At 48.4% G+C, this 19360-nt stretch carries 16 protein-coding genes; 14 read left to right on the top strand and 2 right to left on the bottom strand.

Features of this window, described 5'->3' with window-relative positions; all coding sequences use genetic code 11:
- The first annotated feature begins 15 nt into the window (after window positions 1–15).
- Together C508_RS0109395 and thiE are read left to right on the top strand one after the other, a co-directional pair.
- On the top strand, window positions 16–705 hold the full coding sequence (locus C508_RS0109395) for a YaaW family protein (protein ID WP_018703306.1): 690 nt from the start codon (window positions 16–18) through the stop codon (window positions 703–705).
- 1 nt (window position 706) lies between these two features.
- Complete coding sequence (gene thiE / locus C508_RS0109390; protein WP_018703305.1) at window positions 707–1351, top strand: thiamine phosphate synthase; 645 nt, start codon at window positions 707–709, stop codon at window positions 1349–1351.
- A 21-nt stretch (window positions 1352–1372) separates the two neighbouring features.
- On the opposite strand, the gene C508_RS18230 is transcribed toward thiE, so the two are convergent.
- Window positions 1373–3313: a bifunctional diguanylate cyclase/phosphodiesterase gene (locus C508_RS18230; protein WP_018703304.1), complete on the bottom strand. Its 1941-nt coding sequence runs from the start codon at window positions 3311–3313 to the stop codon at window positions 1373–1375.
- Window positions 3314–3549: 236 nt separating this feature from the next.
- Here C508_RS18230 and mutY point away from each other — a divergent pair, with 236 nt between their 5' ends.
- From mutY to C508_RS19460, 4 genes are all read left to right on the top strand, one after another.
- Entirely contained in the window at window positions 3550–4611 is a 1062-nt protein-coding gene (gene mutY / locus C508_RS0109380) for an A/G-specific adenine glycosylase (protein ID WP_018703303.1), read from the top strand.
- A 544-nt stretch (window positions 4612–5155) separates the two neighbouring features.
- Window positions 5156–8674 (top strand): pyruvate:ferredoxin (flavodoxin) oxidoreductase, encoded by a 3519-nt coding sequence (nifJ, locus tag C508_RS0109375; protein ID WP_018703302.1) that lies wholly within the window; start codon window positions 5156–5158, stop codon window positions 8672–8674.
- Window positions 8675–8784: 110 nt separating this feature from the next.
- Window positions 8785–9495 (top strand): HAD family hydrolase, encoded by a 711-nt coding sequence (locus C508_RS0109370; RefSeq protein ID WP_018703301.1) that lies wholly within the window; start codon window positions 8785–8787, stop codon window positions 9493–9495.
- A 69-nt stretch (window positions 9496–9564) separates the two neighbouring features.
- A complete protein-coding gene (locus C508_RS19460; protein ID WP_018703300.1) occupies window positions 9565–10767 on the top strand; it encodes a diguanylate cyclase in 1203 nt (400 codons plus the stop codon).
- 162 nt (window positions 10768–10929) lie between these two features.
- Here the strand turns inward: C508_RS19460 and C508_RS0109360 are convergent, their stop codons facing one another.
- Window positions 10930–12165: an LL-diaminopimelate aminotransferase gene (locus C508_RS0109360; protein ID WP_018703299.1), complete on the bottom strand. Its 1236-nt coding sequence runs from the start codon at window positions 12163–12165 to the stop codon at window positions 10930–10932.
- A gap of 197 nt (window positions 12166–12362) precedes the next feature.
- Between C508_RS0109360 and C508_RS0109355 the strand changes: the two genes are divergently transcribed.
- The 8 genes from C508_RS0109355 to C508_RS0109315 all read left to right on the top strand — a co-directional run bounded on the left by C508_RS0109355 (window position 12363) and on the right by C508_RS0109315 (window position 19339).
- Window positions 12363–12860 carry a ferritin gene (locus C508_RS0109355; protein WP_018703298.1) on the top strand — a complete coding sequence of 166 codons (498 nt, stop codon included), beginning with the start codon at window positions 12363–12365 and terminating at the stop codon, window positions 12858–12860.
- A gap of 577 nt (window positions 12861–13437) precedes the next feature.
- Window positions 13438–14814, top strand: a complete 1377-nt coding sequence (locus C508_RS0109345) for an FAD-dependent oxidoreductase (protein ID WP_018703296.1) — start codon at window positions 13438–13440, stop codon at window positions 14812–14814.
- A 242-nt stretch (window positions 14815–15056) separates the two neighbouring features.
- Window positions 15057–15839, top strand: coding sequence for a flagellar motor stator protein MotA (motA, locus tag C508_RS0109340; protein WP_018703295.1), 783 nt, complete (start codon window positions 15057–15059; stop codon window positions 15837–15839).
- 6 nt (window positions 15840–15845) lie between these two features.
- Window positions 15846–16610 carry a flagellar motor protein MotB gene (locus C508_RS0109335; protein WP_018703294.1) on the top strand — a complete coding sequence of 255 codons (765 nt, stop codon included), beginning with the start codon at window positions 15846–15848 and terminating at the stop codon, window positions 16608–16610.
- A gap of 76 nt (window positions 16611–16686) precedes the next feature.
- Window positions 16687–17127, top strand: a complete 441-nt coding sequence (gene acpS / locus C508_RS18220; protein ID WP_051086806.1) for a holo-ACP synthase — start codon at window positions 16687–16689, stop codon at window positions 17125–17127.
- Complete coding sequence (locus C508_RS0109325; protein WP_018703292.1) at window positions 17075–18631, top strand: bifunctional ADP-dependent NAD(P)H-hydrate dehydratase/NAD(P)H-hydrate epimerase; 1557 nt, start codon at window positions 17075–17077, stop codon at window positions 18629–18631. Before acpS ends, C508_RS0109325 begins: the two co-directional genes overlap by 53 nt.
- A 94-nt stretch (window positions 18632–18725) precedes the next feature.
- The gene (locus C508_RS0109320; protein ID WP_018703291.1) at window positions 18726–18989 is read left to right on the top strand and encodes a hypothetical protein; all 264 of its coding nucleotides are present in this window, start codon (window positions 18726–18728) and stop codon (window positions 18987–18989) included.
- Window positions 18989–19339 carry a type II toxin-antitoxin system PemK/MazF family toxin gene (locus tag C508_RS0109315; RefSeq protein WP_026319458.1) on the top strand — a complete coding sequence of 117 codons (351 nt, stop codon included), beginning with the start codon at window positions 18989–18991 and terminating at the stop codon, window positions 19337–19339. Before C508_RS0109320 ends, C508_RS0109315 begins: the two co-directional genes overlap by 1 nt.
- Window positions 19340–19360: the final 21 nt, after the last annotated feature.

Below are 19360 nucleotides of genomic sequence, written 5' to 3'. Positions count from 1 at the left end.
AAAGGAGGGATGCGTATGAAACGGGATGTAATGGAATTATCCAATGCCAGACTTATGGCGTTATTGCAAGAAACAGAGACGGCTGATCTGGACGTCTTGCGGGAATACAATCTGCCCGAAACGCCGGAGGCTTCGCCGGAAGAATTGTTGGCGGCTATTTTGCAGCATGGCAGTCATGATGTGAAGCGGCATTTTTCAGGCATGCCCTCGTATTTGCATTTGGTTCGGGATGTAGCTAAGACGCTGCAAATTTCCTGGACAGAAGAAGAAACAGAGGCGGAACTGGAACAACGCATTTATCTGCAGGTATTTCATCAGGCGATAGAACACTTGTCTCTGGATGAAAAGGAGCCATTGCGGCAGATGCTGGCGCGAGAAGGCGCTGAGGCGGAGGATGTGGAACGGCTGTTTTTAGAAGGGACTTTGCGACATTTCTTGCCGGCGGTGGGATATCTTGTAAGCTGGAATATAGCGCGCTTAGTGGCGACTGCTTTTGCTCGCGAGGCTGGCGCCGGACTGTTAGGCGAGGGGGTGGCGGCAGCTTGGCTTGGTCCTTTGGGCTTGGCGCTGGGCGCCTTGGTAGTAGGCTGGGATTTGGCAGGGCCGGCTTACCGTAAAACCATACCGACAGTAGTACAAATTGCCTATTTGCGTGAAAAAGCGCGACGCAAGAAAGAAGCTGGAAAAGGAGAGCGTGTAAAATAGCATGAAAAAGACCCATGTTGACTATACATTATATCTGGTGACGGATCGCAGCTTTTTGCAAGGGAGAACGTTAGCTGCTTGCGTGGAGGAGGCTTGCCGAAATGGCGCATCCTTGGTACAACTGAGGGAAAAAGATGCTTCAAGCCGTTTTTTCTACGAAGAAGCCTTGGCGGTGCGGGAAGTAACCAGGAAGCTGGGAGTTCCTTTGATTATTAATGACCGTCTAGACATCGCCTTGGCGGTTGATGCAGATGGCTTACATGTGGGCCAGGAAGATTTGCCGTTAACTATTGCCCGGAGTCAGCTGGGACAAGAGGCGCTGATTGGCGTATCAGTGCACTCGGTGGAGGAAGCGGTTGCCGCGCAAAAAGGCGGAGCAGACTATGTAGGTATTGGGAGTTTATTTCCTACAGCTACTAAAAAAGATGTGCAGCAATTATCTTGGGCGGATGTTCAGGCGATGCGAGAAGTGCTTCATATCCCCGCCGTTGGTATTGGCGGCATTGATGCCGCCAATTTGCAGGAGGTTCGTCAAAGCGGCTTAGAAGGAGCTGCTGTAGTATCCGCTATTTTGGGCGCTGAGGATATAGGCGGCGCGGCCCGCCGATTGCGGCAGATCTGGGAACAAGGTCACAAGAACCAATAAAGAAAAATGAGTGATAGAAAGTCAGGAAGTAGCGGCTTGCGGCGGTGCAGCGGAACGACGATCCGCACACCAAGCGGAGCCGGGTATCTTTTTGGCTTTCTTTTTTAAACTAGCCGCAAGCTCGGAAATTTCCAGATAGTTGCCGAAGGTTTCTTGTTGGTTGTGAACTACCGCGATCGATAGGCTCATGAGGGGAAATACTTCTTCTTCTCCTTTGCGGTTGAGGACCCGGATGTGTTGTTGCTGCAGGTCTTCCGGCGGGTAGAGGGAATGGATATCCTGATCGAATTGGCGGCAGATGGTTTGGCAGAGGGCCAAGGCGTTTTCCTGGGTCGTAATGATGACAAAATCGTCGCCGCCGATGTGGCCTAGAAAGTCTCGGGTTGAAGAAGCGCAATTCTCGGCTAAGCACGAGCTGAGTAGGCGGGCTGTGTGTAAAAGAGCCTGGTCGCCTCTTTCAAAGCCGTATTTGTCATTAAAGGCTTTGAAATTATCTAAATCAATGTAGAGTACGGCAAAGGCGTTCTTTTCCGCCATCAGGTTTTTTAACCGTTCTTCAATGATTAGATTTCCTGGCAGTCCTGTGAGCGGATTAGCGTTGAAAGCGCGGCGGATTTGCAAATTAGTGACGTTTTTCAGCAAGTGAATAATAGATACTACACCGTGCAACGCGCCGTCTTTGACAACAATAATCAGGTCGTAAAGATGGTCGGCGTGGCGGCTCATGGCAATTTGGGAAACGGCTTCCAAGGGCAGGTCGGCGCTGACCACGAGAGGCTGACGATCCATAATGCGTTCCACCGGGCGTTGGTAGTAAAGGGAAATGCCGAACTGCGTGCCGAGTTGCGAATACAAACGATTTTTCATTAATAAACCTTGAGGCGTATCGTTTTCGGTGATAACGATACCGGGGATGGTTTCGTCGTGAAGGTAGTCTTCTAGGTCGCAAACCAGGGTATTTGCGCTGACGCTAGGGCAATATTGCGCAATATCGCCAATGGTAAGTCCGAAGGTTTTTGATAGGGTTTGCTCCTGATGTCGTTGAGCTTGGAGTGTCTGGATGGCTTGGCGGCAATCTGGCGCTAACGGAGGCGGCGGAGTTGCCGGTCGGGCTAATAGAAAGCCTTGTCCGTAATCTACTCCTAGGCGAATGATCTCTGCTAACTCGGCAGAGGTTTCGATGCCTTCGGCGATCAATTTTGCATGGATGGCATGGCCGCAATCGACAAGCGCTGATAAAAGCGCTTTTTTTAAATTGCTTTCTTGGATGTTTTGAATGAGTGAACGATCAATTTTTATATATTCCGGCTGCAATTCAGCAATGGCTTGCAGGCTGGAATAGCCGGCGCCGGCGTCGTCAATGGCAATAGTAAATTGATGATGTCGGCAGCGGGAGATGGAAGCGCGAAAAAGATCGAAATCACGAATGGCAGTGCGCTCCGTCAATTCAAAGACAATGTGCGCCGGGCCGAGATGCTGCTGGCGCAAACGATGTGAAAAAGCGGAAAAATTCCGGGCGTGTTTTCCAAGGGTAACGGGGTTGACGTTTAGAAAGAGCAGACCGTCTAGCTGATGTGCGGCGGCATTTTTCAAAGCCTGGTCGAGGCATAAATCTTCTAATTTAGTTAGCAGCTCCTCCGTATCAGCTGCTTGGAATAGCGATACTGGCGAATGTAAGGGGCTGTCAAGAGGACCTCGGCTGAGCGCTTCGTAGCCGATAATGCTGCCGGTACGCAATTCAACAATGGGCTGAAAATGGGTAGTGATGGCTTGGGTTTCTAGTATTATTTCCAGATTAGAGGGGTGAGAAGACGCTGCTTTGAAAGCTGGCTTGTTTGTTAACGGCTGTAACTGGCGCGAAAAGGGCAAGGCCGAAACCAAGGTTGAGGGAACGCCTTGCCAGCGCGAGCGCTTGACGGAGCGGCCTAAGTGGAGGAGTAGTTTGCGGACTTTGCGGTTCATAGGTTACTCAGCTCCTTGTTTCATTAAACACGTTGATAATGCAGATTTTTTTGGATGAAGTGGCATGCCTTTTATCAATAAGCTACAATAGAAGAAATGCGTTGTTTTTATTATAGACAAAGACAGCCGGCGTTATTGTTAATTATGGGTTATTTTTTGGGACTAATAGACTGGTTTGGGCTCTGTTGGCTTATGAATGGTATTTCTTGCGAGAAAAGAATGAAGTAGGAGGGGCTATGCAAAAAGAATGGCCGTTGCTTCTTTTGAACTGGTACGATGAGCATAAACGCCAGCTTCCCTGGAGGGAACAGAAGAACGCATATCGAACTTGGGTTTCAGAAGTAATGCTGCAACAAACGAGAGTGGAAGCGGTGAAAGAGTATTACCGGCGGTTTTTAGAACGCTTTCCTGCTATTGAGGATTTAGCGGCGGCTACGGAAGAAGAAGTGCTGCAGCAGTGGCAGGGGCTTGGTTATTATTCGCGTGCAAGAAATTTGTGGCAAGGCGCCAAGGAAACGGTAGCCCAATATGGCGGAGAAGTTCCTAAAGATGAAAAGTCTTTGCGCGCGCTGCCGGGGGTTGGCGAATATACGGCAGGCGCTATTTTGAGCATTGCCTATCAACAGGCTGTACCGGCTGTTGACGGTAATGTGCTGCGCGTTTTTAGCCGTTTATACGGATTGCAAGAAGATGTGCAGACTACGGCAGCCAAAAAGAGGATAGCTAAATTGGTTTCTGACGTACTGCCGGTGAACCGTCCTGGCGACTTTAATCAAGCGTTGATGGATTTTGGCGCAGCTATTTGTATTCCAGAAACACCGCGCTGCGAAGGTTGCCCGGTGACGGCGTACTGTTTGGCTCGTTTGCAGGGGCAAGAACGAATTTTACCGGTTAGAAAGCAAAAAAAGCCGCCTCAATGCGTACATGTGGCAGTGGGGCTGGCTAAAGGGACGGATGGCTACTTTCTGGAAAAACGGCCAGCTCGCGGGCTTTTGGCGGGTATGTGGCAGTTTATTTCTGCAGAAGGGGGTTCTGAGACAGAAGCTGCGAAGCTGTTGGCTGAGCGAGGATTGCAGTTGCGGCAGCCTGCTTTTCCGTTATGGAGGATCTCTCACATATTTAGCCATCGTCGCTGGGAACTGGCCATTTATGAATGTGAGTTGATTCCCAAACCGCCTCAACCGAACTGGTTGCTGGTACAAGAAGAAGCTTTTTCCTCGGTGTTATGGGCGGGGCCTCATCAAAAAATTTTTGAATGGTTGGAAAAAAATAAAGAGAGTATGAAAAGAGAGTTTTGAAATCGAACTCATGTAGACGTATATAATGTAGGAAACAGAAAATAGAATCAGAAAAAACAGACGAACAAGATGAAAAAATATGCAGATTATTGTATTTTATTTCAGTTAGTAGCTTCGAGTGAAAAACGAAGCAAAACGAGATGCGAAAAGGGGAAAGCGGTACTAGTTATTCCACTAGAGCGGAGAACGATTTTATAAAAGGAAAGAAATCTTCTTGCGATTATTTTTAGTAAAGTGGGTATTTTTAAAATTTTCACAAAAAACTGGTAGCAAATGTGAATTTTCCATAACAATTATGCAATAATTCACAAAAAAATAACTATAAAAAAGTTGACTAGCATCTTTCAGTTTTGCGTGGTACAATAAAAATGCACGTACACTGAATACACGTGAAAACTTTAATTTGTTTCAGAGACGGTGCAAAGCCTTTACAATGTTACAGGAAAGATGTATATTAAAAATAATTGATATATATTCTTTCCACTATTTTTTTTAGTAATATTCATAAAAATACACTTAGAGAAAAGAGAGGGGAATTTAGTCAATGAAGAAAATGAAGACAATGGATGGCAACACTGCAGCGGCGTACGTATCGTATGCTTTTACCGAAGTAGCTGCGATTTTCCCAATCACTCCTTCTTCGCCGATGGCGGAGCATGTGGATGAGTGGGCTGCTCAAGGAAAGAAAAATCTTTTCGGTCAGCCTGTTCGCGTGGTAGAAATGCAGTCTGAAGCTGGCGCCGCTGGTGCGGTGCATGGTTCTTTGCAAGCTGGCGCTTTGACGACCACTTATACGGCGTCGCAGGGTCTGCTCCTGATGATCCCTAATATGTATAAAATTGCCGGCGAATTGTTGCCGACCGTTTTCCATGTTAGCGCGCGTGCGCTGGCAGCTAACTCGCTGAATATTTTCGGCGATCATCAAGACGTAATGGCTGCTCGTCAGACCGGCTTTGCTATGCTGGCTTCCAACAGCGTGCAGCAAGCCATGGATCTGGGCTTGGTGGCTCATTTGACCGCTCTGAAAGGTCGCATTCCTTTCGTTCATTTCTTTGACGGTTTCCGTACTTCCCATGAGATTCAGAAAATCGAGCTTATCGATTACGAAGATATGGCGAAGGTAACCGACTTTGAAGCTGTTGAAGCGTTCCGTCGCAATGCGCTGAACCCGGATCATCCGGTCATTCGCGGTACTGCTCAGAACCCGGACATCTATTTCCAGGAGCGTGAAGTTTCCAACAGCTTCTATGAAGCGATTCCAGAATTGGTAGAAGCTTACATGCAGGAAGTATATAAAATCACCGGTCGTGAGTATCATTTGTTTGATTACTACGGCGATCCTGAAGCAGATCGTTTGATTATTGCTATGGGTTCCGGCTGTGAAGCCATTGAAGAAACCATCGATTTCTTGCGCAGCAAGGGTGAAAAAGTGGGTCTGTTGTCGGTTCATCTGTATCGTCCGTTCTCCATTTCTCACTTCTTCAAATATATTCCTAAGACGGTTAAGAAAATTGCCGTATTGGATCGTACCAAAGAACCTGGTTCCCAAGCTGAACCTTTATTCCAGGACGTTAAAACGGCGTTCTACAATGTTAAAGACTGGCAGCCTGTTATCGTTGGCGGCCGTTATGGATTGGGTTCCAAAGAATTCACGCCGGCTCATGTGGTTTCGGTATTCGATAACCTCAAAGCTGCGCAGCCCAAAGACGGCTTCACTGTCGGTATTGTCGACGACGTGACCAATTTGAGCCTGCCGTTGCCGACAGAGGATCTCGATACCACTCCTGCTGGTACGAAAGCCTGTAAGTTCTGGGGCTTGGGTTCCGACGGCACCGTCGGCGCCAATAAGAGCGCCATTAAAATTATCGGCGACCATACGGACATGTATGCGCAAGGCTACTTTGCTTATGACTCCAAGAAGTCCGGCGGCGTAACCATGAGCCATTTGCGTTTTGGCAAATCTGCCATTAAATCGCCTTATCTCATCAACAAAGCTGACTTTATCGCTTGCCACAATCAGGCGTATGTCTACAAATACAATGTACTAGACGGCTTGAAGCCAGGCGGCAGCTTCCTCTTGAACTGCATCTGGAACGAAGCAGAGCTGGAAACGCATCTGCCGGCGTCGATGAAACGCTTCATTGCTAAAAACAACATTTCCTTCTACACGTTGGACGCTGTGAAGATCGGTAATGAAATTGGTTTGGGCAGCCGCATCAACATGATCATGCAGTCTGCATTCTTTAAGATTGCCAATATCATTCCGGTCGAAGACGCTGTGAAGTATCTGAAAGATGCTGTGGAAAAATCCTATGGCAAAAAAGGCCAGAACGTTGTCGATATGAACAATGCGGCCATCGATCAGGGCGTTAACGCCATTGTTAAAATCAATGTGCCTGCTGCCTGGGCCAATGCAGCGGACGATCTGGCTTGCGCCGAAGGCGCTAAACCGGAATTTGTTGAAAAAGTTGTTGACCCCATGAATCGTCTGGAAGGCGACAGCCTCCCTGTAAGCACCTTCGTAGGCGTGGAAGACGGTACTTTCCCGGTAGGAACTTCTGCTTATGAAAAACGCGGCATTGCCGTGAATGTGCCGGAGTGGCAGGTTGATAAGTGTATCCAATGTAACCAGTGCGCTTATGTTTGTCCTCATGCAGTTATCCGTCCGGTGCTGCTGAACGACGAAGAAGTTAAAAACGCTCCGGAAGGTATTCAAACCAAACCGGCAGCAGGCGCTAAAGAGCTTCATTTCCATCTGGCTATTTCCCCGCTGGATTGCACCGGTTGCGGCAACTGCGCTCAGGTGTGCCCCGCTAAGGAAAAAGCGTTGATTATGAAACCTCTGGAAAGCCAACTTTCCAATTGCAACGAACGTTGGAACTATGCAACGAAAGAAGTCTCTGTGAAAGCCAATCCGGTGAACAAGCTGACGGTTAAAGGCAGCCAGTTCGAACAGCCGCTGCTCGAGTTCTCCGGCGCCTGCGCAGGTTGCGGCGAAACTCCTTACGTCAAGTTGGTAACGCAGCTCTTTGGTGATCGTATGATGGTTGCTAATGCTACCGGTTGTACGTCCATCTGGGGTGCCAGCGCTCCTTCCATGCCGTATTGCACCAACCGCGATGGTCATGGTCCGGCTTGGGCTAACTCCCTCTTCGAAGACAATGCTGAATTTGGTTTGGGTATGCTTTTTGGTACCAATGCAGTACGTGCTAAGCTGGCTGCTGATGTAGCAGAAGCTCTCAAATTGGATCTTGACGCAGAATTGAAAGCAGCTATGACTGATTGGCTGGAGAAGGTTGATAGCAGCGAAGGAACGCGTGACCGCGCCGCTCGTTTGGCTACCGCTCTGAAAGGCAAAGAAGGTCAAGCTCCTGTACTGGCTGAAATCGCTAAAAACAGCGACTTCTTCACCAAACGTTCGCAGTGGGTATTCGGCGGCGACGGTTGGGCTTATGATATCGGTTACGGCGGTCTGGACCATGTGTTGGCTTCCGGCGAAAACATCAACGTCTTGGTTCTGGATACCGAAGTGTACTCCAACACCGGCGGTCAGTCCTCCAAGTCGACTCCTGCTGCTGCGATCGCTCAGTTTGCCGCTAGCGGTAAGAAAACCAAGAAAAAAGACCTCGGCATGATGGCTATGTCCTATGGCTATGTATATGTGGCGCAGATCGGCATGGGCGCGGACAAAAACCAAACCCTCAAAGCTATTGCCGAAGCGGAAGCATATCCGGGTCCGTCCCTGATTATCGCTTATGCTCCGTGCATTAACCACGGTCTGAAACAAGGCATGGGTTGCAGCCAAGAAGAAACCAAAAAAGCTGTGGAATGCGGCTATTGGTCCTTGTATCGCTTCAATCCGGAACTGGCCGAGCAGGGCAAGAATCCTTTCACCTTGGATTCCAAAGAGCCTACAGGCGACTTCCAAGCCTTCCTTAAAGGCGAAGTGCGTTATGCTTCTCTTCAGAAGCAGAACCCGGAAAATGCGCAAGCATTGTTTGCCAAAACAGAAAAAGATGCCGCTGATCGTCGCGCTACCTATAAGCGCCTTGCTGACGCATAAGGCATTCGTAAAAACAAGCCGGTCCCTTTTGGGGCCGGCTGTTTTTGTTCAAGGAAAAAGCGCTGCCTATGGAGAATAGATAGGGAAAGTATCAGGAAGGGGAGAGCTTATTGATAAAGGTTGTTTGTTTTGATTTGGACGGAACGTTGCTGCCTATGGATCAGGGACGTTTTATTAAAGGGTATATAGAAGCCTTAGCTGCGAAGGTGGCTTCGGTTACGCCGGCGCAGCCCTTTATTAAGGCTCTTTTAGAGGCGACCGAAGCTATCGTGATGCAGCCGGAGGCAGGGAGAAAAAACGAAGAGCGCTTTTGGGAGCACTTTTATCGGCGTTTGCCATTGCCGCCAGGCAAGCTGGAACCTTTAGTGAACGAATTTTATCGGCAGGAGTTTGACTCCTTGCAAAAAGTGACCTGCGCTGCTGCGGCGGCGGCAGAAGCCGTTAAAACCGTAAAAAAAGCCGGGAGGACAGCGGTTCTGGCGACCAACCCGCTTTTTCCCCGCTTAGCAGTGGAAAAGCGCTTGGCCTGGGCTGGCGTGGCTCTTGAGGAGTTTGCACACATCACTACCTACGAAAGCGAATATTATTGCAAACCCGATATACGGTACTATCAAGATGTGCTGGCTCGACAGAATGTCTTGCCTGAAGAGTGCCTGATGGTGGGAAATGACGTGGAAGAGGATTTGGTTGCCGGCACGATTGGAGTGCAGACGGTTTTGGTAACGGATTGCCTGATCAATGCCAAAGGCTTGCCGGAGAAAGCGGACCACAAGGTGACGCTGCAGCAGTTGCCAACCTTGTTGCAGGACTTGCTGCGCTGACTGTAGAAAGAGTATGCGGGAAAAAAGAATTGAACAAGGATTGCAATGAGTTACAAAGAGGTGATATACATGCATAACTTATCTTTTTCATCATTAACTCTGAAATACATATCTGCGTTGGCGCTAATTGGATTTCTTTCAGTTATTTCTTTTTTAAATATGAACCAATTAATCTATAATGAACAAAAAGCGGCAGAATTAATAAACCTTAATGGCCGACAGCGCATGTTGTCTCAAAAAATGGCATTATATAGTTTGGAATTGATTCAAGAAACAGACGGGAACAAGCGCATATGGTTGCGCAAGCAGCTTTCAGATGCAACGAAATCAATGGAAAATGCGCAAACGCGTTTAAACGGAGAAGAGTTTAGCGGGTTTGTTCAAGCCTCTTTGGAAGACAAAGAGAAAATTGATACGTATATTAAGAATGGCAATGAGGTAGTAGCTTTAAGCGAGCCAGCTTTTTCTGACGAGATGAAAAAGAAGGTTCGCGAGATGATAGAAAAATCCAACGAAGTACTTTTGAGTATTGATAATACAGTTAATCAGCAACAAAAAGAAAGTGAAGCTCGCATTGCAAAAATGTTGTATTTGCAAGGCATAAGTATGAGTGTTATCTTTTTTGTATTGCTGATAGAAGCAATCTTCCTTTTTCGTCCTATGATAAAAACTATTCGCTCGGAAACAGACCAACTGGTGGAATTAAATCAAACATTAGCAAAACTATCTTCTTTGGATGGGCTTACAGGATTAGCGAATAGACGATATTTTGATAACTTCTTGAATCATGAGTGGTTGCGCGGCATACGAGAATGTACGGGAATGTCGGCTATTATTATCGACATAGATCACTTTAAATTATTTAATGATACTTACGGACATCAAGGAGGAGATGATTGTCTTAAAAAAATAGCTACTACTCTTCAAAAGACGGTGAAAAGATCGACAGATTTGGTTGCTCGCTATGGGGGAGAAGAATTTGTTGTTGTGTTGCCCAAAACCGATAAAAACGGTGCAATTAGGATAGCGGAAAAAATTAGAGAAGAAGTTGAAAAATTACGCATTGAACATGCTGCATCTTCAACTAGTTCTTGGGTAACAGTCAGCATAGGCGTTGCTAGTTCGAATATTTGTCATGACGGATGGAAAGAGAATCTTTTGGCTGCTGCTGACGAAGCTTTATACCAAGCCAAGAATAGCGGAAGAAACCAGGTAAAAGTAGCTGAAACAGTTGGTTTTTTAAAAGGATCTGAAACTAACAAAGAAACTTGAAAATGAACGCAGGTGATTTAATGAAACTCTGTGCCAAAAAAGAAATTGTGTTGCTAAATGAGAAAAAATCCTCGTCAGAGCACCGCTCTAACGAGGATTTTTAAAAAAGAATGATGATTGAAAATCTACTTTACCGTGAGAGCTAAATAAATCGGTGGAACATTAGACTTTTAAGCGAGTTTGGATGCGTTCAATGGCGCGAATGGTGTTTTCTCTCGTGCCGAAGGAAGTCAACCGGAAATACCCTTCGCCGGAGGGGCCGAAGCCTGCGCCAGGAGTGCCGACGATATTGGCTTCGTTCAGAAGCTTATCGAAAAAGCCCCAAGAATCAATGCCAGCCGGCGTTTTTAGCCAAATATAAGGAGCGTTGACGCCGCCGAAGACGGAGAGCCCTATTTTTTGCAGGCCTTCACGGATAATACGGGCGTTTTCCATGTAGTAGTCAATGGTTTCTTGCACTTGAGCTTGGCCTGCTTCGGAGAAGATGGCTTCTGCGCCGCGTTGAATAATATAAGGAACGCCGTTGAATTTCGTAGTGTGACGACGGTTCCAGAGCGGATTCAGAGAATGGGCTTCACCGCTTTTGGTATAAGCCATCAATTCTTTAGGCACAACCGTGTAGGCGCAGCGAGTGCCGGTAAAGCCAGCTGTTTTTGAGAAGGAGCGGAATTCAATAGCCACTTCTTTGGCGCCCTCAATTTCATAGATGCTATGGGGAATATCCGCCTCGCGAATGTAAGATTCATAGGCGGAATCAAAGAGGATAATGGATTTGTTGGCTTTGGCGTAATCCACCCATTTTTTCAGTTCGCTTTTGGAGAGGGTGGTGCCTGTAGGATTATTGGGGCAGCAAAGATAAATCATGTCTACTCGCTCTTTTGGGAAAGAAGGAATGAAATTATTCTCTGCATTGCAAGGCAAGTAGGTGACATTGGCAAAGCGACCGTCTTCCTGCAGGGTTCCTGTGCGGCCCGCCATGACATTAGTGTCTAGGTACACCGGATAAACTGGATCCGTAATGGCTACCGTGCAGTCGTTGGAAAAGATTTCTTGAATGTTGGCGACGTCGCTCTTGGAACCGTCACTGACGAAGACCTCATCCGTTCCGAGCTGAATGCCGCGGCTAGCGTAGTCATGAGCGATAATTTTTTCCACTAAGAAAGCATAGCCTTGTTCCGGGCCATAACCGCGGAAGGTATCGCTTGAGGCCATTTCGTCAACCGCTTTGTGCATAGCCTCAATAGAAGCTTGCGGCAAAGGACGAGTTACGTCTCCTATGCCTAAACGGATAATATCCGCTTCGGGGTTTTCTTCTTTGAAGTGATTCACGCGACGGGCGATCTCCGCAAATAAATAGCTTCCTGGTAATTTTAAGTAGTTTTCGTTTAAAAAAGCCATAAAAATCTCCTTTCGAGCGTTGAACGTTTACTCTTAATTATACAATGGATGCCTCGGAAACGGTAGGGGGGAAGGAAAATAAAGAGAGAAATAAATAGCAAAGAATAATGATTACAATTTACCGTCGATAATTATTGTTTTCATTAGAGACTTATGTTAAAATAAAACCATCAAAGTTCTAAAGGAGGAATTAGATTATGATTTCGGCAAAATTACAAAATGCGATTAATAAGCAGATTCAGGTGGAAATGAATTCCGCTAATATTTATCTGGCGATGTCGTTATATAGCGAAACGCAAAGCTTAGGCGGTTTTGCATCCTGGCTGCGTATTCAATATCAAGAAGAAATGGAACATGCTTTTAAATTTATGAGCTATCTTTTAGAGAGAGGCGGTACGCCGGAGCTTTCCCAAGTTGATGCGCCGGCAGCTGCTTTTGGAACTCCGTTGCAGATGTTTGAAGAAGTGCTCAAACATGAGCAGTATGTAACTAAATGCATTAACGGCTTATATGAGCTGGCAGTTAAAGAAAAAGACGTAGCGGCGCAGATCTTCCTGCAATGGTACATCACGGAGCAAGTCGAAGAAGAAGCCAGCGCTACGGCGGTAGTAGACAAGCTTCGCCTGATTGGCGACAAGAGTGTCGGCGCCATCTTCTATGTGGATAAAGAAATGGGTAAGCGCGCTCGCGGATAAACTGAAAAACGAAGCCGTCTCCGGCAGGAGGCGGCTTTTTTACTATGCCATAGTTTGTAGTTTTGAAAGACTGAGACAGAAAAAATGGCGGGGGTATGGCTGAAGAACCGCGAAAATCGCGAAAAACGCGAAAAGGGTTTTTAAGAGTATAAACGGCAGCACAACTGCATTTGAGACAAGATTTCCGCGCGACTCGCAAAACCAGGAGTCGGCGGCAGTTCCGCGAACTCGCTGGCGCTCAGACATACGGAACTTTTCCCCGTCGCCTCCTGGTTTTGCGTCCTGCGGACCGTTTTGCTCCCCAAAAGTCTCAAATACAGTCACGGCCGCCTTAGTCATGGCCGTTCCTTCACTATTAAATGCCAGCAGACGTCGGTTGCTATGCCTTCCATGGCGCAACCGACCCTAACCGCATCCGGCGGCGTCGTACTCCTGTTAAACTTCGCAACCCTCAGTCGAACCCTCTCGTGACTCTGGTGCTCCTGCTCACTCGTTATATATTGGCAGGAAAGTGCTGGGAAAAGGAGAACTAAAGCAATAACTAGTTGTCGTGAAGACGAGGAGAGGGGCGAAAAACATGCAGCGAATTGTAGTGATAGGCGGTGTGGCCGCTGGGCTGAAAGCCGCCGCAAAAGTGCGCCGCTTGGATGCTGAGGCTCAAATTACCGTATTAGAGAGAGGCGAGCTTGTTTCCTATGGCGCGTGCGGCTTGCCGTATTTTATCGGCGGCGAGGTAGAACAGATTCGCCAACTGATGAGCTCGCCAGCAGGGGCGCTGCGGACGCCGGAATTTTTTAAAAAAGCGAAAAACCTGGATGTTTTGACGCGGATGGAAGCTGTGGCGATCGAACGTGAGGCAAAGATCGTGCATGCTTTGGATTTGAAAACTGGCGTAAAGCGCCAATTCGCTTACGATAAATTAGTTTTGGCTACAGGCTCTTCCCCGATAAAACCAGCCTGGCCGGGGGTAGAAAAAGAGAATATTTTTCATGTATGGAGACCCCAAGACGCTACTGCTATTAGGCGGGGCCTGGAAGAGCAAAAATATGAAAAAGCGGTAGTAATTGGTGCAGGGTTGATCGGTTTGGAGATAGCGGAAGCATTACGAATGTGGGATGTCGATGTAACAGTAGTGGAAATGAAAAATCAGCTTTTTCCGGCTCTTTTGGACGCAGATATGGCGCAAGAGTTGGAACTGCGTTTGGAAACTAAAGGTCTGCGGTTTTTAAAGGAGGAAAAGGTGGAAGCCTTTGGCGGCGAGGCGCAGGTGCGTGAAGTGAAAACAGACAAACGGAGTATTGCTGCGGATTTGGTGATTTTAGCATTAGGCGCAAGGCCCAATGTAGAGCTGGCGAGTCAAGCGGGACTGACCTTGGGCGTAAGCGGCGCTATCGCCGTAAATGAGTATTTGCAGACCTCGGATGAAGCTGTTTTTGCAGGAGGCGATTGTGCGGAAAATACGCATAAGGTTAGCGGAGAGAAAGTGTTTTTGCCCATGGGGTCGACGGCTAATAAGCAGGGGCGGGTTATTGGTGAAAATATTTGCGGCGCCGGCGTGAAATTTGGCGGGGTTCTGGGGACGGCGGTAGTGAAGCTCTTTGATCTGCAGGTAGGGAGAACGGGGCTGAATGAGCGCCAAGCAGCGGCTGCTGGCTTCGATTGCGCTAGTGTAACCGTTTCCGGTTATGACCGGCCACATTATATGAAAACGTCGCGAAAATTGACTTTGAAGCTTACAGCGGATACGACGACTCGGAAACTACTGGGGATGCAGGCTTGGGGCGAAGGGGATGTTGTGAAGCGGGTAGATGTGGCGGCCATGGCTCTTAGCTTGGGAGCGACTGTAGAAAAGCTGTTTGACGCCGATCTCGCCTATTCACCGCCGTTCAACAGTCCGATTGATGTTTTAGCGGTTGCTGCCAATAAATTGGCGGCTAAGTTGGGACGCAGCTAACGTTAAGAAGGCTCTAATTAGGGCATAGGTGGGATAGATTTCCTACTTATGCTTCTTTTTTTTTTGCGCTGCCATGGAAAAAAGGAATCTGCTTATAGGTGTTGAATAAATAAAGATGTATTTAATGCGTTGTTTTATGGAATGTATAGGCTGTTTTATGAAAAAAGACTATACTAAGACCGTATTGAAACCGATATCATGCAAGTAAGGAATACGAAGATGACGAGCAGGAGGTTCTGGTTTTGGAGCAGTCAACAATTATTGGAGTTGTATTAGGTCTGGTGGCCGTACTCGGCGGTATGGTTATAAAAGGAGCCAGTTTGACTTCACTGGCAAATCCAGCGGCATTTATGATTATCATTTTGGGGACGATTGCTTGTATCTTTAATGCGTTTCCTATGCAGCAGGTCAAGCAGATGCCGACGCTGTTTAAACAATTGGTTCGCTTGCCGGAGATGATGACCAAACAGGAATTGGTACCTTTGTTTGTGGAGTTGTCTCAGACTGCGCGGCGTGAAGGGATTTTGGCGCTGGAGAGCCGTGTGGATGAAATCTCAGATCAGTTTTTAAAGAGTGGTTTGAGCATGGTCATTGACGGCCTGGATCCAGACTTCGTAGCAGACGTATTGGATGCGGAAATTCGCAGCATGGAAGAACGTCATCGTAATGGAGCGCAGATGTTCAGCCAAGCGGGAACATACGCCCCGACGCTGGGCGTATTGGGAGCGGTAGTTGGCTTGATTGCCGCCCTGGGCAACTTGTCGGATATTGATAAGCTGGGTCCTGCTATTGCCGCTGCCTTTGTGGCGACTCTTTTGGGTATTTTTACTGGTTATGTGTTGTGGCATCCATTTGCGAACAAGCTGAAAATCATGTCCGGACGGGAGTCGGAAATACGCAAAATGATGGTGGAAGGCATCCTGTCTTTGCAGGCTGGCGATTCGCCTACGGCGATTGAGGCAAAACTGATGGTCTTCATTCCGGCGAACGAGCGGGCTGGTTTGAAGCCGAAGAAAGAGGAGTAGTCTCTGATGTCCAGAAAAAAACACCACGAAGCGCATCATGAAGAACATATTGACGAAACCTGGCTCGTTCCGTATGCAGATATATTGACGTTGCTTTTGGCTTTGTTCATTGTACTATTTGCGGCTGCGCAGGTAGATCAAAAGAAGTTTGAACAAATTGCCGCTTCTCTTAATGTAGCCTTTAGCGGTCAAGCCATGCTGGATAGTGCGCCAGGGCAGCCTTCTGTAACGCAAGGGCAGCCGCCAACGCCTCAAGGCATGAATGCTTCCGGGATGAATGAAGCTAAAGAACAGGCTTTTTTAAAAGAATCTATGGATTTGATGGAAACCCAAAAGAAGCTGGAGCAGTACATTAAGAACAACAATCTTGCCGGGGATTTGCAGACCGTGATGACCGAAGACGGCTTGATGATCCGCATTCGGGACAGCGCGCTTTTTCCTTCGGGAAGTGCGACCTTATTGCCTCAGTCCCAGCGTTTCGCAACTGAAATTGGCAAGATGCTGGCTGTGCTGAATCAACGTATCAGCGTATCCGGTCATACGGATAATGTGCCGATTAATACTCGCGATTTTCCATCCAACTGGGAGTTGAGTTCCCAACGGGCTGTGAATTTTATGCGCTATTTGATCGCTGATGGCTCGTTAAAACCAGAGCGTTTCAGTGCGATCGGCTATGGAGAGTACCGACCGATTATGACGAATGAAACGCCGGAGGGACGTTCGAAAAATCGGCGTGTGGAAGTGCTGATTATGCGCTCGACGCGGCTGTAGGAAATGGAAAGAACCTCTTGCGTACACAATGTACGGCAAGGGGTTCTTTTTTAAAATGAAAGAGGTGCAAACCTGTATGCGCGTTATTGGCATTGGTTTGGATTTAGTGGAAGTGGACCGAATTGCAAAGGCCATTGAGCGGCCTCGTTTTGTGGAACGGGTATACACGCCAGGTGAAATTGCCGCCTGTGAGGGGCGCGGTGCTGGAAGGGCGGCGTCCTATGCAGCTCGTTTTGCCGCCAAGGAAGCCTTTCTCAAGGCGTTGGGAACAGGCTTGCGCGGCGGCACCCTGCAGGATGTAGAAGTATTAAATGACATATTAGGCAAGCCTAAGCTGATAGTACACGGCTTTTTTAGAGAATTGGCAAGCAAACATGGCGTTGTTGATATTCATTTGTCTTTGACGCATACAAAGATGTATGCGGCTGCGCAATGTCTTTTATGGGGAACGGAGGGGGAAGAGCATGCAAGTTGCGACAGCAGCGCAGATGCGGGCCTGCGATCAAATCACCATTGAAAAATATAAATTCCCTGGTCAAATGCTGATGGAGCATGCCGGCGTGGCGGTAACACGCCACATGGCGCAGATTCTTAGAGGACTGGCAGGCAAAAAAGTGAGCTTTTTTTGCGGCAAAGGAAATAATGGCGGCGACGGCTTTGTGGCGGCGCGCCATGCCTTGTGTCAGAATGCGAAGGTGAAGGTTTTTCTGGTGGCTTCTGAAGAGGAGGTCAATGGAGATGCTCGGTTTCACTTAGAGCTTTTGCGCCGGTATGGAGGTGAAGTTATTGCGTTGCGCGAGGAACGGGACTGGGAAAAAGCTCGGTTGAGCATTCTCTTTGCGGATGCGCTTGTAGATGCGCTTGTAGGTACTGGATTTCATGGTGCGTTAGGAGGCGAATTGGCTCGCGCGGCTCGGTTGATGAATCAGAGCGGGTTACCGGTTTGGGCGGTGGATTTGCCTAGCGGCGTAGAGGCGGATACAGGACAAGCTTCTTTAGATGCAGTACAGGCGGCTCATACCGTTACTTTTGCTTTGCCTAAACCGGGTTTGCTATTTTATCCCGGCGCTGCTTATGCAGGAGGCTGGGTAACGGCGGATATTGGCATGCCGCCGGAGGTGCTGGACGGAGTCGGGATTCAACAGCAGTTGACTACGGCTGCTTATGTACGCCAATTATTGCCGACGAGGCCGGAGGATGCGCATAAGGGGATAAGCGGCAGAGTGCTGTTGGCGGCAGGGAGCTTGTCTTTTTGCGGCGCCGCCTGTCTGGCGGCGGAAGGGGCTGTACGTGGTGGAGCTGGTCTGGTTACGTTGGCGACGCCTGCGTCATTACAACCTACGGCGGCTCTGAAACTGACGGAAGTGATGACAAGGCCGTTGCCGGAAGCGGCGGATGGCGGCTGGCATAACGAAGCGGCAGAGCGGCTAGTGGAGTGGGCTGACAAAATGAATGCTCTGGCCATAGGACCTGGCATCGGAAGACAAGAAAGCACCTTGGCTTGCGTGCGGCAAGTGGCGCGGACGGTGGAAACGCCGCTGGTCTTAGACGCTGATGCGCTATATGCTTTTTGCGGTCAGGCGGAGGCGTTGACAGAGCGAAAAGAACCGGCTGTTTTGACGCCGCATCCTGGAGAACTGGCTGCTTTATTGGATTGCAGTATTGCAGAGGTTAATGGGGATCGTTTGGGGATTGCCAAATTAGCGGCGGAATCCTGTCAATCAGTGGTAGTTCTGAAAGGCGCAGGAACTGTCATTGCCGCTCCAAACGGAGAAGCTTGGATTAATCCCACAGGCAACGCGGGTATGGCGACAGGGGGGTGCGGCGATGTGCTTACAGGCGTAATTGCGGCGCTCTTGGGTCAAGGCATGAAGCCGGTTTCTGCTGCGGTGGCAGGGGTTTATTTGCATGGTCTGGCCGGCGATATTGTGGCGGAAACCGGCCGGATTGGCATGGCTGCAGGCGATGTGGTCGCCGCTTTGGCGACTGCCAGACATGCTTTAACTGAGAAAACGGTTTGACACTGGCGGGTATGCCTTTTATAATAGGTATATGATTGCTTTGACTATGGGTATTGAGATACAGGCGGGGGCCTAAAGAGCGGAGGTAGCTTGGATGTCTGATTTGCGCCAAATCGTTGTCACCCTTCCCAGCTCCTTAGTGCAAGAGGTGGGCGGCGTGGCAAAGGAAAAACAGTGCTCGGTAAGCCAGTGCTTTGAGGATGCTGTAGAAATCTATTTGCAGGCTCGTAAACGGGAACAGATGCGGCGAGGCTATGAGGAAATGGCTGCCATTAATCTGGGACTTGCGGAAGAGGCCCCTGTAATTGATGTGGAATGCTTTTCCTTGTCCATGATGTGGATGGAAGGTAAAAGCTGATGGCGATACGGCGAGGGGATGTTTTCTATGCAAACCTGAGCCCTGTTGTCGGCTCCGAGCAAGGTGGACACCGACCAGTGTTGGTTGTGCAAAATGATGTCGGCAATCGCTACAGCCCTACTGTGATCATTGCGGCGATTACTTCACAAATTTCTAAAGCTAAGCTGCCTACTCATGTAGAAGTGGCGGCACAACGCTTTCAACTCGAAAAAGACTCTGTTATTTTGTTGGAACAAATTCGGACCATTGATAAGCGAAGGCTGCAGGAAAAAGTAACGCACCTGGATGCCGATATGATGCGCAAGGTAGATGAAGCACTCAAGATCAGTCTGGGGCTGATACCCGTCTGACGTACATAAAGGCGGCATGCT

Origin of the sequence: Anaeromusa acidaminophila DSM 3853 (genome assembly GCF_000374545.1) — a bacterium.
Classification (GTDB): domain Bacteria; phylum Bacillota; class Negativicutes; order Anaeromusales; family Anaeromusaceae; genus Anaeromusa; species Anaeromusa acidaminophila.
This window is presented reverse-complemented; position numbering and strand designations above follow the sequence as displayed.

Excerpts from the sequence above, each read along its gene's own strand:
- C508_RS0109395 (WP_018703306.1), top strand. The coding sequence starts at position 16 with ATGAAACGGGATGTAATGGAATTATCCAATGCCAGACTTATGGCGTTA.
- thiE (WP_018703305.1), top strand. The coding sequence starts at position 707 with ATGAAAAAGACCCATGTTGACTATACATTATATCTGGTGACGGATCGC.
- C508_RS18230 (WP_018703304.1), bottom strand. The coding sequence starts at position 3,313 with ATGAACCGCAAAGTCCGCAAACTACTCCTCCACTTAGGCCGCTCCGTC.
- mutY (WP_018703303.1), top strand. The coding sequence starts at position 3,550 with ATGCAAAAAGAATGGCCGTTGCTTCTTTTGAACTGGTACGATGAGCAT.
- nifJ (WP_018703302.1), top strand. The coding sequence starts at position 5,156 with ATGAAGAAAATGAAGACAATGGATGGCAACACTGCAGCGGCGTACGTA.
- C508_RS19460 (WP_018703300.1), top strand. The coding sequence starts at position 9,565 with ATGCATAACTTATCTTTTTCATCATTAACTCTGAAATACATATCTGCG.
- C508_RS0109360 (WP_018703299.1), bottom strand. The coding sequence starts at position 12,165 with ATGGCTTTTTTAAACGAAAACTACTTAAAATTACCAGGAAGCTATTTA.
- C508_RS0109355 (WP_018703298.1), top strand. The coding sequence starts at position 12,363 with ATGATTTCGGCAAAATTACAAAATGCGATTAATAAGCAGATTCAGGTG.
- C508_RS0109345 (WP_018703296.1), top strand. The coding sequence starts at position 13,438 with ATGCAGCGAATTGTAGTGATAGGCGGTGTGGCCGCTGGGCTGAAAGCC.
- C508_RS0109335 (WP_018703294.1), top strand. The coding sequence starts at position 15,846 with ATGTCCAGAAAAAAACACCACGAAGCGCATCATGAAGAACATATTGAC.
- acpS (WP_051086806.1), top strand. The coding sequence starts at position 16,687 with ATGCGCGTTATTGGCATTGGTTTGGATTTAGTGGAAGTGGACCGAATT.
- C508_RS0109325 (WP_018703292.1), top strand. The coding sequence starts at position 17,075 with ATGCAAGTTGCGACAGCAGCGCAGATGCGGGCCTGCGATCAAATCACC.
- C508_RS0109320 (WP_018703291.1), top strand. The coding sequence starts at position 18,726 with ATGTCTGATTTGCGCCAAATCGTTGTCACCCTTCCCAGCTCCTTAGTG.
- C508_RS0109315 (WP_026319458.1), top strand. The coding sequence starts at position 18,989 with ATGGCGATACGGCGAGGGGATGTTTTCTATGCAAACCTGAGCCCTGTT.